The sequence below is a fragment of the bacterium genome, assembly GCA_017744355.1.
GTDB lineage: Bacteria > Cyanobacteriota > Sericytochromatia > S15B-MN24 > UBA4093 > JAGIBK01.
This window is the reverse complement of the sequence record JAGIBK010000005.1, coordinates 14,284-29,280: the sequence shown is the minus strand read 5'-3', so window position 1 is coordinate 29,280 and position 14,997 is coordinate 14,284. Positions and strand designations below refer to the sequence as shown.

At 67.2% G+C, this 14,997-nt stretch carries 15 protein-coding genes; 3 read left to right on the top strand and 12 right to left on the bottom strand.

Going from position 1 to position 14,997, the window contains the following annotated elements; all coding sequences use genetic code 11:
* Positions 1-403: 403 nt before the first annotated feature.
* Complete coding sequence (locus J7643_13090) at positions 404-1,744, top strand: hypothetical protein (protein ID MBO9541517.1); 1,341 nt, start codon at positions 404-406, stop codon at positions 1,742-1,744.
* Between the two features lie 141 nt (positions 1,745-1,885).
* Complete coding sequence (locus J7643_13085; GenBank protein ID MBO9541516.1) at positions 1,886-2,701, top strand: hypothetical protein; 816 nt, start codon at positions 1,886-1,888, stop codon at positions 2,699-2,701.
* Between the two features lie 64 nt (positions 2,702-2,765).
* Here J7643_13085 and J7643_13080 read toward each other — a convergent pair whose 3' ends face one another.
* The 3 genes from J7643_13080 to J7643_13070 form a co-directional block, all read right to left on the bottom strand.
* On the bottom strand, positions 2,766-3,701 hold the full coding sequence (locus J7643_13080) for a DsbA family protein (protein MBO9541515.1): 936 nt from the start codon (positions 3,699-3,701) through the stop codon (positions 2,766-2,768).
* A 13-nt stretch (positions 3,702-3,714) separates the two neighbouring features.
* Positions 3,715-4,134, bottom strand: coding sequence for a DoxX family protein (locus J7643_13075; GenBank protein MBO9541514.1), 420 nt, complete (start codon positions 4,132-4,134; stop codon positions 3,715-3,717).
* A gap of 74 nt (positions 4,135-4,208) precedes the next feature.
* The gene (locus J7643_13070) at positions 4,209-4,658 is read right to left on the bottom strand and encodes a MarR family transcriptional regulator (GenBank protein MBO9541513.1); all 450 of its coding nucleotides are present in this window, start codon (positions 4,656-4,658) and stop codon (positions 4,209-4,211) included.
* A 172-nt stretch (positions 4,659-4,830) separates the two neighbouring features.
* Between J7643_13070 and J7643_13065 the strand changes: the two genes are divergently transcribed.
* A complete protein-coding gene (locus J7643_13065) occupies positions 4,831-6,309 on the top strand; it encodes an MATE family efflux transporter (GenBank protein ID MBO9541512.1) in 1,479 nt (492 codons plus the stop codon).
* A gap of 7 nt (positions 6,310-6,316) precedes the next feature.
* On the opposite strand, the gene J7643_13060 is transcribed toward J7643_13065, so the two are convergent.
* From J7643_13060 to J7643_13020, 9 genes are all read right to left on the bottom strand, one after another.
* On the bottom strand, positions 6,317-7,942 hold the full coding sequence (locus J7643_13060) for a phosphoglycerate dehydrogenase (GenBank protein ID MBO9541511.1): 1,626 nt from the start codon (positions 7,940-7,942) through the stop codon (positions 6,317-6,319).
* A 64-nt stretch (positions 7,943-8,006) separates the two neighbouring features.
* Positions 8,007-9,173: an alanine--glyoxylate aminotransferase family protein gene (locus tag J7643_13055; protein ID MBO9541510.1), complete on the bottom strand. Its 1,167-nt coding sequence runs from the start codon at positions 9,171-9,173 to the stop codon at positions 8,007-8,009.
* A 97-nt stretch (positions 9,174-9,270) separates the two neighbouring features.
* Positions 9,271-10,068, bottom strand: a complete 798-nt coding sequence (locus J7643_13050; GenBank protein MBO9541509.1) for a dual specificity protein phosphatase family protein — start codon at positions 10,066-10,068, stop codon at positions 9,271-9,273.
* Between the two features lie 146 nt (positions 10,069-10,214).
* Complete coding sequence (locus tag J7643_13045) at positions 10,215-11,864, bottom strand: alkaline phosphatase family protein (GenBank protein MBO9541508.1); 1,650 nt, start codon at positions 11,862-11,864, stop codon at positions 10,215-10,217.
* 122 nt (positions 11,865-11,986) lie between these two features.
* Positions 11,987-12,388 (bottom strand): 30S ribosomal protein S9, encoded by a 402-nt coding sequence (gene rpsI, locus J7643_13040; protein ID MBO9541507.1) that lies wholly within the window; start codon positions 12,386-12,388, stop codon positions 11,987-11,989.
* Complete coding sequence (gene rplM / locus J7643_13035) at positions 12,381-12,833, bottom strand: 50S ribosomal protein L13 (GenBank protein MBO9541506.1); 453 nt, start codon at positions 12,831-12,833, stop codon at positions 12,381-12,383. The genes rpsI and rplM overlap by 8 nt, the downstream gene beginning before the upstream one ends.
* 10 nt (positions 12,834-12,843) lie before the next feature.
* Positions 12,844-13,626, bottom strand: coding sequence for a tRNA pseudouridine(38-40) synthase TruA (gene truA, locus J7643_13030; protein ID MBO9541505.1), 783 nt, complete (start codon positions 13,624-13,626; stop codon positions 12,844-12,846).
* 21 nt (positions 13,627-13,647) lie between these two features.
* Complete coding sequence (gene rplQ / locus J7643_13025; protein ID MBO9541504.1) at positions 13,648-14,004, bottom strand: 50S ribosomal protein L17; 357 nt, start codon at positions 14,002-14,004, stop codon at positions 13,648-13,650.
* A 3-nt stretch (positions 14,005-14,007) separates the two neighbouring features.
* Positions 14,008-14,988, bottom strand: coding sequence for a DNA-directed RNA polymerase subunit alpha (locus tag J7643_13020; protein ID MBO9541503.1), 981 nt, complete (start codon positions 14,986-14,988; stop codon positions 14,008-14,010).
* Positions 14,989-14,997 lie beyond the last annotated feature (9 nt).

The window sequence follows — 14,997 nt, the reverse complement described above, 5'->3', positions numbered from 1 at the left end:
CAAGCCGGACTCCCCCATCTTCAGCGCGCTCGGCGCCCCCTACGAGGTCAAGGATCCCGCCCTGCTCGATGGATGGGAGCGCCCGAGCGTCAGCCGCGACCTCTACACCGACGAATACGGCACCTGGCTGACGGCCTACGCTCCGGTCCAGAGCGCCCAGGGCGTCCGCTCCCTCATCGCCATGGACATCAACGCCAAGGGCTTCCAGCAGAGCCAGATGTCCCTGCGTGACGTTATCCTCCAGATGTACCTGATCGGCATGCTGCTGGCGGCGATCGCCGCCTTCGTCATCGCCCGCCGCCTCACGCGCCCGATCCTCGATCTACAGCAAGTCGGCGAGCAGCTGGCTCAAGGCAACCTGGACCAGCACCTGAGCGTGACGATCACCCAGCGCAACGACGAGATGGGCAGTCTTGCGCGATCCTTCGAGAAGACCCTCGCCTACCTTCGCGAGGTCGGGGCGATCGCGGGCCTGATGAGCGAGGGCAACCTGAGCCGCGACATTTCCCCCAAGAGCGACGTCGATCGCTTCGGCCACGCCATCGCCCGGATGATCGCGAACCTGAGAGCGCTCGTCAGGCGCGTTCGGCAGATGGCGCACGCGGTCCAGGAGTCGGCCTCGACCATCTCGGACACCAGCCGCGCCCTCGTCGCCGGGACCGACCGCCAGTCGCAAGCCGTCGAGCGCGTCGCAGGCTCCATGGAGCGGATCGTGCTGGACGCCGACCGGGTCGATGCGAGCGTCCAGCAGCTGAGCGCCCAGGCCGGCGGGATGGGCACCGGCGTCCAACGGCTAGGGGCCGCCATCACCGAGACCCACACCGCCATCACGGCGCTGGCCGAGGCGATCCAGGGGGTCGGCCGCAACGTCTCGGATGCGGACCAGGCGACCGCTCGGGTGAGGGTCGTGGCCGAGGATGGCGCCCGCTCGGTCGGCGAGGCGGTCGCGGGTCTCGACGACACCGCCCGGATCGTCACGGAGCTCGCCGCGACCATCCGGCAGCTGGCCTCGGCCTCGGCCGAGATCGGGACCATCGTCGAGGCGATCGAGGATATCGCCGAGCAGACCAATCTCTTGGCGCTCAACGCGGCCATCGAGGCGGCAAGAGCGGGCGAGCACGGCCGGGGCTTCGCGGTGGTCGCCGACGAGGTCCGCAAGCTCGCCGGACGCGCCTCGAACGCCACCCGCGACATCCAGCAGCGGATCGGCGCCATCCAGACGGAGACGGACAAGGCCGTCCATGTGACCCAGGCGGGGGTGGAGAGCATCACCGCGGGCGCACGAACGGCCGGCCAGGCCGGTGAGGCACTCCAGCGGATCAGCACCTCGGTCGCCGAGGTTTCGAGCCGGATGCAATCGATCGCGACCGCCACCCACGAGCAGGCGCAGGCCTCCTCTCGGATCGTCGCGGCCGCCGAGCAGATGGAAAGCAGCAAGCAGCAGGTGGACGAGGCCGTCCAGCACATGGCCCGCCAGATCCACTCCGTTGCCACCGCGACCGCTCGCCAGAAGACGGAGGGCAACGACGTCTTCGAGGCCATGCAGGCGATCGCTCGGGCCGTCGAAGAGATGAGCGCTTCGACCGCGCGCGTCTCGACCATGGCCGGGGCCCTGCTGGATCAGGCGAACGGTCTGCACGAGGCGGTCGCCGTCTTCGAGCTGGGCACGGAAGAAGCGGGCGATCCGGCGGGCCGGAAGGCGCTCGCACCTGCCCTGCGCGCCGAGGGGTCGATCATGGTATAACTTAGGCACTTTCCCGCGATAGAGCCCTCAGCTGTTCCGTAAGGCAGCGAGAGACGGCGCAAAGCCAGGTCTTGCCAGAGAAAAACTCGTCTCTCGCTGTCCTGCAGGAACGTTTTTCCGGCCTAAGGAGTGCCCGATCCAATGAAGCGCGCATTGCTCGCCGCCCTCGCCCTCAGCCTCGCGATCGCCCCCGCTGCGATCGCAGCCCCCCAGGCCACGCCCTCCACCGAGGTGGCGACGGCGAGCGCTACGCTTGCCGCGAGCGGCAGCATCCTGGTGGAGAAGGACGACGACGGCCTATCGATCGACTGGTCCCGCTTCGTCCTGCGCATCAAGGGCATCGGGATGGCGCCCGAGCGGGGCGCGCTCGCCCAGCGGCGCCTGATGGCCAAGCGCATCGCCTTTGCCGACGGCTACCGACGCCTATCGGATGCCCTCGACGCCCTCCGCGTCACCTCGGAGGCCCACCTGCGCGACCTGACCGCCGTGGACGACCAGACCCGCCTCGGGGTCAACGACCTCATCCGTGAGGCCCGCGCCACCGACGTCCACTACTGGGCCGACGGCTCGGTCGAGGTCACCATGGAGGTCCCCCTCGCGGGGCCGCAGGGGCTCGCCAAGGTCGTCTTCGGCAACGCGACGGCGACCGCGAGCATCGACCCCAAGACCAAGCCCAGCGGGCTGGTCATCGACGCCCGCGGCACCGGCGCCCAGCCCGCCCTCAAGGCCCGGGTGCGCGACGCCGCCGGCCGCGTGATCGCCACCGACCTGCCGCTCGCTTACTATCACCTGCCCGATGGCGCCAAGGAGCAGAGCGGCGACAATCCCCTCAAGATCAAGGCCAAGCGCGCCTACGGCCCCACCCGTGCCGACGTGCTCCTGACCGAGGAGGATGCGAACAAGGTGAAGGCCGCCCTCAAGGACGGCGCCAAGCTCCCGCTCGCCATCATCCTCTAAGCCCCTTTCGACGTTCGAGGCCCCGAAGCGACGCTTCGGGGCCTCGGGCGTTGAAGAAAAGGGCCTAGCCGCAGATCCCGGTTTCCAGGTCGCAGCTGAAGCCGTCGCCACCGGCCAGCTCGACGAGCTCGACCGGAGGCAGGGCGCCCTGCGCGGCAGTGCCCAGCTCCCAGAAGTCGCCGCCCTTCACGGGGAAGGATCGCACGCTCCCGGCCGCGCGGAGCGCCTCCAGGGATGCGCTCGTCGCGTCGCCGTGCAGCTCGGAAAGCTCGCGGGTGGTCATGGGGCCGTAGGCCTTCAAGACGTCGGGCACGCTCCGGACGGCCTGCGCCTGGAGATCCGGCGCGAGGCGGAGCAGGACCTGCCGGAGGGTCTCGAAGTCGCGGGCTCCGTTCACCAAGAGGGGGCGATCGCCTTCGCTGGGCGAGAGCGAGTGGAAGACCAGGGTCGGGAACGAGCGCACGCCGTAGCGAGCACAGAGGACGCGATCGGCCTGGAAGGCCTGGGCGGCGGCACCGCTTTCGAGATCAGCCTCGAAGCGCGCCACATCGAGGCCTTCGACCTCGCGGGCCACGCCCAGGTAGACCGCAGGGTCCGAGGCGTTACGGCCCTCGGCCTGGGCCGCGCGGCGCAGGCGACGCAGGTAGGCCTCCCCCTGGGCTTCGCCCTGCAAGGCCGCCCCTGCGACCGCCGTGCAGGCGGGCCAGGTGCCCCAGTGCGGGTCGGTGTTCGAGCGCATGAAGCCCCCGTCGATGGGCTGGCCGGTGACCTGGGCCACGTGCTCCCAGTGTGGGGCCACGTCGGCGGTGCTGGAGATGCCGTTGGCGGCATCGACGAAGCGGGCCATGTCCTCGACCAGCCCGCCCATCACCGGGCGGATGCGCACCTGGTCGCGGTAGGTCTCCTTGATCCGGTAGAGCACGGGCTCGAGCGCCCAGCACCAGGAGCAAAAGGGATCGGTGAAGTACAGGATCTCAACGCGAGGGGTCGTGGTGGCCATGGGGAACTCCTTTCTAGGCGCGAGGGGCCGTGTTGCGGGCATCCAGGCTGAGGGGGCCCGCCCCGAAGGCGGTGACCATCAGGACGCCGCCCATGATGGCCAGGTTCTTCATGAACTGGATCAGCTGCGTCTGCTGCTCGGCGCCGTCGAAGGCCCAGAAGTTGTGGAAGATGAGGGTGGTGGGCAGCAAGAAGAGCAAGAGCGGCAGGCTGCCGATGCGGGCCTTGTAGCCCAGCAGCACCGAGACACCGCCCACCACCAGCAGCACGATCGTCGCCGCCAGGAAGAACGACACGAAGGGCATCCCCTTGGAGCCCATGTAGGCGGCATAGCCGGAAAAGCCGGTGAGCTTGCCGTAGGCGCTGTAGAGGAACAGCCAGCTCAGTAAGAGCCGGGCGACCAGGGGCGCGTAGCGATCGAGGGCGGCTTGCATGGAAGGGATCTCCTTTTCAAAAGACGAACTAAACAATCACGATGTCGAGATAATTAACCAAAAAAGGGCGAGGTTTAATCGCCCTGCTTGCCGAGCTTGCGGCACAGGGTGCGCAGCTGCTCCTGCTCGTCGGGCGACAGGGCGCCGAACACCTGGGTGATACCCGCCACGTGACGGGGGAAGACCGCCCGGATGAGCTCCTCGCCCTCGGGGGTGAGGTGGATGGTGACGACCCGGCGATCGGCGCTCTCGCGTACCCGGCGGACCAGGCCGCGCTTCTCGAGGTTGTCGAGGACCAGGGTGATGTTGCCGCTGGTGGTCAAGAGCTTCTGGCAGAGGTCGCGGGCGCACATGGGGCCGACGTGCAAGAGGATCTCGAGGGCCCCGAACTGGGAGAGGGTGAGCCCCACCTCGGCCAGGTGCCGCTGGACCCGCGCCTCGACGCTGCTCGCCGCACGCATGAGGGGGATGTAGGCGTTCAGGGCGCGGACCTCCTCGGGGAGGCCTTGGTAGCGGGTCGGCATAAATACCTCTAACTAAACTGTCTCGATATCAAGATAGTTCTTTGAAACGAAAAGATCAAGCCACCCTTCGGCGCCTTTCTGCAAAATTAACCTCGGCATACGCAAGCTCGGCGGGATCCAGGGAACAATGATTATTACGAAGTGTAAGAGAGCATCCGGACGGATCATCGCCATGCCCACCCTCTCTGGCCCCCTCTCGCTGGGGAGCGACACACAGCTGCTCGGGACCGGCCCCTTGGTCGGGACCGCCCCTTTGCTTCGCACCGGCCAGCTCGCCTCGCCGGAGCTGCTGCCCGGCACCCGGCCTTTGCCCGCGGCCGCCCCGCTGGCCTCCATCTGGTTCCTCACCTGGCCCCTGGTGCTGACGATGGTCCTGAACCTGGTCGTCAGCCTGATCGAGACCGTGATCGCGGGCCAGTTCAGCCCGCAGGCCCAGGCGGCCACGGGCCTCGCCATGCAGGTGATCTTCCTGCTGAACGCCCCGGCCACCGCCCTGAGCATCGGGGCCCAAGTGGTGCTCGCGCGCAGCCACGGCGAGAACCCCGAGGACCTGGACGACGCGCTGATCCGGCGCGTTTTGCGCTTGGGCAGCCAGCTGAGCCTGGTGATGATCCCGGTCGTCTGGATACTTGCCCCGTGGGCCTTCGCGGCGATGGGGGCCACCGGCGAGGTGCAAGAGCAGGCGGTGGACTACCTCCGGCTGATGCTCCCCGGCCTGCTGCCCATGAACCTCGCGATGGTGATCAACGGCGTCTTCCGGGCGCGAGGAGACATGTTCCTGCGGCTGGTGAACACCGCGGTTGAAGCCCTGGTCTGGATCGGGGGAGCCGTCATCCTGGGAAGCAGCGCAGGCCTCGGCCTGGGTGGCATGGGCCTGGCCTTCCTCGCGGGCAAGACGGCAAGCTTGGCCGTCGCCTGGAGCCAGATCAAGGGGCTGGGGCTCCTGCCGCGCCGCAAGGCGCCCTCACCCTTCGATCCGCCCCTGCCCTCGTGGAGCCCTGCCGAGGTTCGCCGGGTCCTGCGCGTCGGGTATCCGGTCGCACTCCAGAACCTGTTGCGCCCCCTGGGGTGCATGGCCGTCTTTGCCATCCTGGGGGGAACGGCTTTCCCCGCGACCTCTGCGGCGGCCTACACCGTCGGCTCGCGGATCGAGACGAGCTCCTTTTTGCTCGTCTTCGCCTTGAACGTGGCTGCCGCCACCTTCGTGGGACAGTGCCTGGGGGCCGGCGATCCCAGGCGCGCCGAGCGCGCGTGCTGGCAGATGACCCACCTGGCCACCGGCAGCATGGCCGTCGTGGGGCTGGCCATGTTCATCGGGGCCGAAGGGCTGGCCTCGCTCTTCACCTCGGATCCTCGGGTCATCGCGCAGACCGGGGATTACCTGCGCATTCAGGCGATCTCGGAGCCGTTCCTCGCGATCGCAACCGTTCTCTCGGGCGCTCTGCAGGGGGCAGGCTCGACCCGCAGCCCCCTCTTCATCGCCCTCGGCACCCAGTTCGCGATCGGGCTACCTGTGGCCTACCTCCTGGCGCAGCCGCTGGGGCTGGGCTCCGCCGGAGTCTGGTGGGCGCTCGCGCTCGCCAACATCAGCCAAGGGGTGCTCGTCTACTGGTGGTTCCGGCGCGGGAACTGGCGCCACAAGACGGTCTGAGGGCGCTTTAGAGCCTTACGAACCGCACGTCGTGGAAGCCTTCGAGGGCCGAGATGCGGTTAAGCAGCTCGGGGGCGATCGCGTCGTCCACGTTGAGGGCCATGACGGCGGGACCCTGCTTGTACTTGCGCCCGAGCTGGAAGCCGAAGATGTTGACCCCGTGCTCGCCGAGCATGGTCCCGATGGTGCCGATCACCCCGGGACGGTCCAGGTGCGGGGCGATCAGGATGTCGCCGGTGGGGGCCATGTTGAAGGCGTGGGCGTCGATCCGCACCAGACGCGCGTCCCCCTCGCCGAAGACGGTACCCGCCACCGTGTGCCAGGTCCCCGCCCCGATCACCGAGACGGTGATCAGGTCGGCGTAGTCCTTGACCTCACTGGAGCGGCTCTCGCGGACCTCGACGCCGCGATCGCGGGCGACCACCGGCGCGTTGACGTAGTTGACCCCTTCCGGGACGGCGTGCGAGAGGGCCCCCTTGAGGGCGGCGATGGTGAGCGGCTCCACGTTCTTCGCGGCGAGGCCGCCGTGGTAGAGGATCTCGATCCGCTCGATGGGGCCGTCCAGGAGCTGCGAGGCGAAGCTCCCGAGCTTCTCGGCCAGGCCCATGAAGGGCCGCACCGGCTCGACCACCTCGGGGCGCATGGTGGGGATGTTCACCGCCGAGCGGGCGCTGTCGCCCTTGAGGACCGAGACGATCTGCTCGGCCACGTCCACGGCGACCTTGATCTGGGCCTCCTCGGTCGAGGCCCCCAGGTGCGGGGTCAGGACGACCTTCTCGCCGAGGGCGCGCAGGGGGCTCTCACCCAGGGGCTCGGTCTCGAACACGTCCAAGGCAGCACCCGCCACGTGGCCGCGTGCGATCGCCTCGGCCAGGGCCGCCTCGTCGATGATCCCGCCGCGGGCGCAGTTGATGAGGCGCATGCCCGGCTTGCAGCGCGCGAGGGTGTCGGCGTTGAAGAGCTTGGCCGTCTCGGGGGTCTTGGGGACGTGCAGGGTGATGAAGTCGCTGGTGGCGATCATGGTCTCGAAGTCCACCGGCTCGACACCCAGCTCCTGGGCGCGCTCGGGGGTTAGGAAGGGATCGCAGCCGAGCACCCGCATGCCGACGGCATTGGCGACCTTGGCGACCCGCGCGCCGATCTTGCCGAGGCCGAAGACGCCCAGGGTCTTGTTGTAGAGCTCGATGCCGGTGAAGCGCTCGCGCTTCCACTCGGCGCGCTTCATGGCCCCATCGGCAGAGCTCACGTGGCGCGCGAGCGCGAACATCATGGCGAGCGCATGCTCGGCGGCCGCCACCGTGTTGCCCTCGGGGGAGTTGACGACGATGACGCCGTGCCGGGTGGCGGCCCCCACGTCGATGTTGTCCACCCCCACCCCGGCCCGGCCGATGATCTTGAGGCGCTTACCGGCTTCGATCACCTCGGCGGTGACCTTGGTGGCCGAACGCACCATCAGGGCGTCGTACTCCCCGATGATCCGCACGAGCTCCGCGGGCTCGACCGCATCACGCGCGTCCACCCGGGCCACGTCGCCCAGGATGGCGAGCCCCGCCGTGTCCACTCGGTCCAGGACCAGCACGCTGAAGGGGCCCGTCTGGTGAGTGCGCTCAGTCGCCGAAGAGGTGATGGTCATGCCGGTTCTCCCACGAAGAGGGGCGGTCCGAAAACCGCCCCGAGATGCCCGATGAAACGATGAGTTAGTGCGCGACGGCCGTACGCGCAGCGAGCTCCGCCTCGGCGGCCGCAACGCCGGCGCCGACAGGAATCTTGGCGCCCAGCTGCGTCAGGGACGCCTCCAGCACCGCGAGCATGCCGAGCATGTCCGCCGCATCGTAGAAGCCACAGTGGCCGATGCGGATGATCGAGTCGGTCAGGGGACCCTGGCCGCCGGCGACCACGTAGCCAAAGCGATCCTGGAGGGTCTTGCGCAGGGCGCTGGGCGAGATGCCCTCGGGCGGGTAGATGCCCGTGACGGCCATGGAGGCGTAGCGGTCGTTCTCGACCACCAGGCGCAGGCCCAGGGCCTTGGCACCCGCACGGATCATGCGGGCCATGAGGGCGTGGCGCTCGAAGATGCCCGAGAGGCCTTCCTTCTTGAGCAGGACCATGGCCTCTTCGAGAGCGAAGAAGAGGGAGATGGCGGGCGTCCAGGGGGTCTGGCCCTTCTTCAGGAAGTCGCGCGCCTTGGTGAAGTCGAAGTAGAAGCGAGGCATCTTGGCTTCGGCGTGCGCCGCCCAGGCGCGGGGGCTGACCGAGGCGAAGGCGAGACCGGGAGGAATCATGAAGGCCTTCTGAGCGCCCGAGAGGACCACGTCCAGGTCCCACTCGTCCACGGGCAGAGGCGCGGTCAAGAGGCCCGAAACCGCATCGACCAGGATCAGGGTGTCGGGCAGCGCGCGACGGATGACCTCTGCGATCTCCTTGAGGGGATTCAAGAGCGAGGTCGAGGTCTCGTTGTGGGTGACGAGCACGGCCTTGTAGGCGGCACCGCCGACCTTCTCGGCGACCATCTCGGGGGTGATGGGCTCGCCGTAGACGGCCTCCACCTTGTCCACGACCGCGCCGTAGGTCTCCGCGATCTTGGCGAAGCGCTTGCCGAACTCGCCGGTGATCAGGGCGAGGACGCGATCGCCGGGGCTGAGCATGTTGACGATGGCGGCTTCGAGCGCGCCGGTGCCCGAGGTCGTGAGGATCAAGACGTCATTCTGGGTCTGGTAGGCCCACCGCAGATCCGCCGTCAGGCCCTCCAGCATGGCCATGAACTCCTTGCCACGATGGTTGATCATCGGACGGGCCATGGCCCGCAGGCTCGAAGCGGGGCAGGGGGTGGGGCCGGGCAGCATGATGCGCATCTGATCGCTCACAGCGGTCTCCTTCTTGGGCGAGAACAGGCCGTTCCATTGTACCACCGGCCCGGCTCTCACTCACGAAGGATCGGCTGCTTTTGGCCCTCTCGAGGCCCTAGCCGACGCCGATCAAGCGTGAAGCGGGGGCAGCGGGCTGCCCGTGCAAGACCTCGGCCTTCTGGGCGGCGGGAAGGGCCTTCCAGAAGCGCTCGAACTCGGAGATGTAGGCGAGCTTGCGCTGCTGGCCGCCGTCGTGGAAACCGAAGGAATGCAGCTCCTTGATGGCTTGTTCGGCGCTCCAGCCGTCGCGGGCGATGCGGATGGCCGCAGCCATCGTCCCGGTCCGATCGACCCCGTGGTAGCAATGGAAGAAGACCTTGCCGTTGGCGGGATCCAGGGCCGCCTTCAGGAAGTCGAGGGTCTGCGCGTGGGTCGGCGCATCCAGCGGCGGCAACGGGAGGAAGACGGCCTTCATGCCGAGCTTCTCGACCACGTCCTTCTCGAGGTTGCGCTCGGGACGCAGGTTGATGACGGTGTTGTAACCTTGCTTGGCGAGCTCCGCGAAACCCTCGTCGGTCGGCTGCGCCCCGCGCAGGACCTTGTCACCGAGCTTACCGAGCTTCTGGAGGGCATCGCCATCGACCGCGCGGGTCTGGAAGCCATAGATCGCATGGCCCAGCTTCACCAAGCTCGGATGCAGATCGCCAAGCCGGATCAGGGCCTCGGAGCCCGCGTTGAGTATGTCGCGCTTCAGCTCCGAGAAAGAGAAACTCTGGGCTTCGGGTTGAGCGGTCCGCACGGCCGCCTTCTGGGCAGCCTGGGTCGCTTCGAGCTGAGGGGCCTGGGCGACCTTGCGCGCGAGCGGCGAGACGAGCTCGCGCTGCAGCGATCGATTGATGCCGTTGACTGCCATGGCCACCTCCACGTTCAAGAGCCGTTAACTCATTGTCGGACGAGAAGGCCGCGCCCTTGCCGCTCGGGGCCTAAGATGCGGTTAAGCTTAGCGTCAGAGCAAACGAGGCGCCCCCGTGGGGGCGCCTCGTGATGGTAGGGGATGTGTTAGCGAACTTCGCGCTTGGTTGCGCGATCGCGCGCTTCCGGTCGGGTCAGGGCGTCCACGAAGAACGGCTTGCCGTCCACCTTGTAGGCGAGGACCGCCTCCTTGAGCTGATCGTAGCTCAGGCCGTTACGCACGCGCTCCGCGTCGTTGATGAAGAGCTGCGTCGCCGACGCATACTCGAAGACGTTAACGCCGTTGTCCCGCTTGTCGAGCTGGCGGTTCAGATCGGCGACGAGCTTCTTGTCGTCGAGGGCTACGCCCTTCGAGAGCTCGGCCAAGGGCGTGCTGCCGTGATCCGCCGTCAGGGCCACCACCACGTTCTCCCGGCCCACCTTGGCGACCAGAGCATCGATGATCCGGCCCAGCTGCTTGTCCTGCTCGGCCAGCACCGCTCCCGCCTCGTCGGACTCGTGGCCATAGCTGTGGCCCGCGGCGTCCGTGGACTTCAGGGTCACGTACATCAGGTCGGTGATGTCATCGGCCCCCCAGCCCTCCTTCTCGATCAGCTTCACCACGTTGTCGCCGTCGAAGGCCGCGAACGCCGGGGTCACGCGCACCTTCGCGTTAGGATCGATGGGGTGATCCATCCAGACCCCAGTCCCGCCGGTCAAAGCGTCCAGGTGCGCCTTGGGGCTCGCGCCCTCCAGGTAGGTCGGCAGCTCGTAGTACTTCGAGTTGGTGGTAAGCTTGCCTACCTTCTCGTCGTAGAAGATGACCCAGGGCTTCTTGTTCCCCGCGTAGAGCGAGCCGTGGCCCGCCATCCCGATCGCCGCGCGGTCGGCATAGCAGTAGCCGGCCACCAATGCCTGGTTCTTGGTCGCGCGCAGCCAGACGTCGCCAAGAGTCGGGCTTCCCAGGAACATCGGCGAGTTGTTCACGTCACCCGCGAAGGAGTAACGGGGGCTGCCGAAGGCGCGGATCCAGAAGTTGTTACTCGAGATCCCGGTCCGCGAGGGCCAGGCCCCCGTCCCGATCGCCGCGTGGCCGATCCCGGTCTCCACGTCCACGTGGCTGACCTTCGCCGAAGTGAAGTAGGTGCCCTCACGCTTCATGGCGTCGATCCGGGGCGTACGGCCGGGATGCGCCCGGTAGTAGACCTCCCCGCCCTGGTCGAAGACCAGCGTCAGGATCACCTTGGGCTTGCGCTGGGTAGGCGTCAGTGCCTCGGTCAAAACTCGGCCGTAGGCGTCCTCCGGCGGCATCGTCCCCATCATCTGAGCAAAAGTAGGGGCCAGGTCCTGCTGGGTCGCGCTCGCGTCGGTACGAACTCCGGACTTCACGAAGCCGGGGCCCCACAGCACGATGGGAATTCGGGTATCGTACTCCCACGAGTTGCCGTGGACCGTCCCCGCATTCTGCATGGGCTGACCCTTGTAATGCGCAAGGGTCGGCTTCCGGTGCCCGCCCTCGGTCACGAAGTTGTACTTGGCCGGCAGCACGAAGAGATCGCCCGAACGCTCACCCACCGTCCAGGACGCCGCGTCGCGGAAGGCCTCCTTGACCCGCGCCGTTTCCTCGGCGCTCGGCGGCGGGTAGGACCCGAACGAATCCGAGACGACCGGAGCCGAAGCCCGGGCCATGCCAGAACCGAGCGACAGGGCGAGCAAGAAGAAGGGAAGGCCACGGAACAGGCGGCGCTGAGCGTTCAAGACTCCTCCTTAAGGCTTGAGAATACGACGAAAGCGTGATCATAACCGATCTGGCGGGGCCCGGCCACCGTCCTCGGCCCAAACGAAAAGCCCCTCGCCGGAGCGAGGGGCTTTCGAGAAGCTTAGCGCTTCGAGAACTGGAAGCGCTTACGGGCCTTCTTGCGGCCGTACTTCTTGCGCTCCTTGGCGCGGGGATCGCGGGTGAGCAGATCCTCGGCACGGAGGCTGCTGCGCAGCTCGGGATCAACCTTGAGCAGGGCGCGAGCAACGCCGAGGCGGATGGCGCCGACCTGCGAGGTCACGCCGCCGCCCGCGACGCGGACGTGGATGTCGAAGCGGCCAGCGTTGTTGGTCGCGTCGAGGGGCAGGCCGACCTCACGGATGAGGACCGAGCGGTAGCCGACGTAGTTGTCGAGCGCGCGCTCGTTGACGGTCACGACGCCGGTGCCGGGCACCAGGCGAACGCGGGCGATGGCGGTCTTACGACGGCCAGTGCCCCAGTAAGCGGTCTTGGAATTAGCCACGGACGGCCTCCTTCTTCGCGATCTCGAACACCTTGGGCTGCTGGGCGGCGTGCGGATGCTCGGCGCCAGCGTAGACCTTCAGCTTGCCGTACTGGGCGCGGCCCAGACGGTTGTGCTGGAGCATGCCGCGGACGGCGTGCTCGATGACCCGCTCGGGGTGCTCGTTGATGAGCTTGTTGAAGGTGGTCGAACGGAAGCCACCGGGCCAACCGGTGTGGTGGCGGTACAGCTTGTCCGTGTTCTTCTTGCCGGTGACCTGGATCTTCTCGGCGTTAATGATGATGACGAAGTCGCCGCAATCCACGTTCGGGGTGTAGAGGGGCTTGCCCTTCCCCCGGAGCAGGTCGGCGACGACGGTCGCCAGACGGCCAAGCGTGTGGCCTTCGGCGTCGATCACGTGCCACTGCCGGTTGATTTCTTCCGGCTTGGCGAAATAAGTTTTCACGTCGTTCCTCCTAAAAGGGTCCGAATAACCCCGCATACGGCGGGGGATAAGTCGCACTTACAAAGGTCAAACCGCATGCGGGGGCGGTCTTCGGGACCACCCTGCTTTGGCTGGGTTCGCGGTAGAGCCTCGCGAACTCTGCAACCGAAAGCTTGCCCTTGGCCACCTCCAGCGAGGCTCCGACCAGTCTCCGCACCATGTGGTACAGGAAGCTCTGGGCGGTGATGGAGAAGGAGAGCAAGTCCCCTTCCACCTCGCACGCCGCGTCGAGGACGGTGCAAACCGTGTCCCGAGGCGTCGATCCCGTGGACCCGAAGGCCGCGAAATCACAGGTGCCCACCAGGTCGGCGAAGGCCTCGACCATCCGAGGAAGCTCAGGCAAGGGCCGGGGCTCCCAGTGGCTCGAGAAGCGGCGCAGCGGATCCGGGGTCGGCCGAGCCAGCACCTCGTAGCGATACGATCGCGCCACCGCCGAAAAGCGGCTGTGGAAAGCCAAATCGACTTCCCGGGCTCCCAGGACCGCCACGTCGTCGGGCAAGGTCGCGTTCAGCGCCCTCACCCACGTCGCGTCCGGGAAGACCTTGGCAGTGTGGAAGTTCACCACCATTCCACTTGCGTGGACGCCGGCGTCCGTCCTACCCGCTCCGACCAGGCGCAACTCTTCGAGAGAGTGGCCCGTAAGGCGGACGAGTGCTTCCTCGAGCGTGCCCTGGACCGTGCGGTCCATGGACTGGCGCTGGAAGCCGGCGAAGTGGGTCCCGTCGTATGCGATCGACAGAGCGATGTTGCGCACGGCAGGACCCCTGGTTGAGGCTTACGCCTCGACGAGCATGATGATCGCCTGGGGCGCGTTGTCGCCACGACGGGACTCCGTCTTGACGATCTGGGTGTAACCACCCGAGCGCTCCTTGTACTTGGGGGCGATCTCGGTGAAGAGACGCTTGGTCACTTCGCCGTCGAGGATGAAGGCTTCGGCCTGACGACGAGCGTGCAGGTCGCCGCGCTTGGCGAGCGTGAGCATCTGCTCAGCCGACACGCGCAGGGCCTTGGCGCGGGCCTCGGTGGTGGTGATACGGCCGTGACGGAGGAGCTCCGTGGTCAGGCTGCGGAGCAGCGCGCGACGCTGGTCGGCCGGCTTGGAAAGCAAGTTCTTAGCCTTGCGATGACGCATGTGTTAATCCTCTCTCGCAACGGCGAGGTCGTCCGAAGGCTCACCCGAAGCCATGTGGAACCCGAAGGCCCGCATGCGCTCGATGACTTCCTCGGCGGACTTCTTACCGAAGTTCTTGATGTCCATCAGCTCGCGCTCAGACTTCTTGAGCAGGTCGCCGACGGTGTAGATGTTCGCGCGCTTCAAGCAGTTGTAAGCGCGGACCGAGAGCTCGAGCTCCTCGATCGACATATCGGTGGGCTGGGGCTTGCCCGGCTCGCCGACTTCAGCCTTCTTGCCGCCGCCGGGCAGGCTCTCGCGAGCCAGATCGGCGAAGGCGTCGAACTGACGGATCAGGATATCCGCAGCGCGGCTGATCGCCTCGGTGGCATCCACCGAGCCGTTGGTCCAGAGCTCGAGGTTGAGCCGGTCGAAGTCCGTCATCTGGCCGACGCGGGTGTCTTCGACGCTGTAGTTGACCTTGCGGATCGGCATGAAGATCGAGTCGACGGGGATGACCCCGACGGCCTGATGAGGCTTGCGGTTCTTGTCCGCGGGCACGAAGCCCTTGCCCTTTTCGATCTGCAGCTCGATCTCGAGCGACGCGCCCTTGTCCAGGGTGGCGATGGGCCACTCGGGGTTCACGACCTCGATGTCCGAATCGGTCACGATGTCCGCCGCCGTGACGACGCCCTCGCGGTGCACGCTGATGTGCGCCGTCTTGGTGTCGCCGGCGTGCATCTTGAGCACAACGCCCTTCAGGTTGAGGATGATGTCCACCACGTCCTCGACGACGCCGGGGATGGTGGTGAACTCATGGGGCACGCCCTCGATGCGGATCGCGGTGATCGCGGCGCCCTCGATATCGCTGAGGAGCACGCGACGCATCGCGTTGCCGAGCGTCGTGCCGTAGCCGCGGTCGAGCGGCTCGGCGACGAACTTGCTGTAGGTTAGGCCTTCGGGAGTCTTGTGGGACTCCATGAGTTCGATTTTAGGCTTATCCATTCGTTCCTC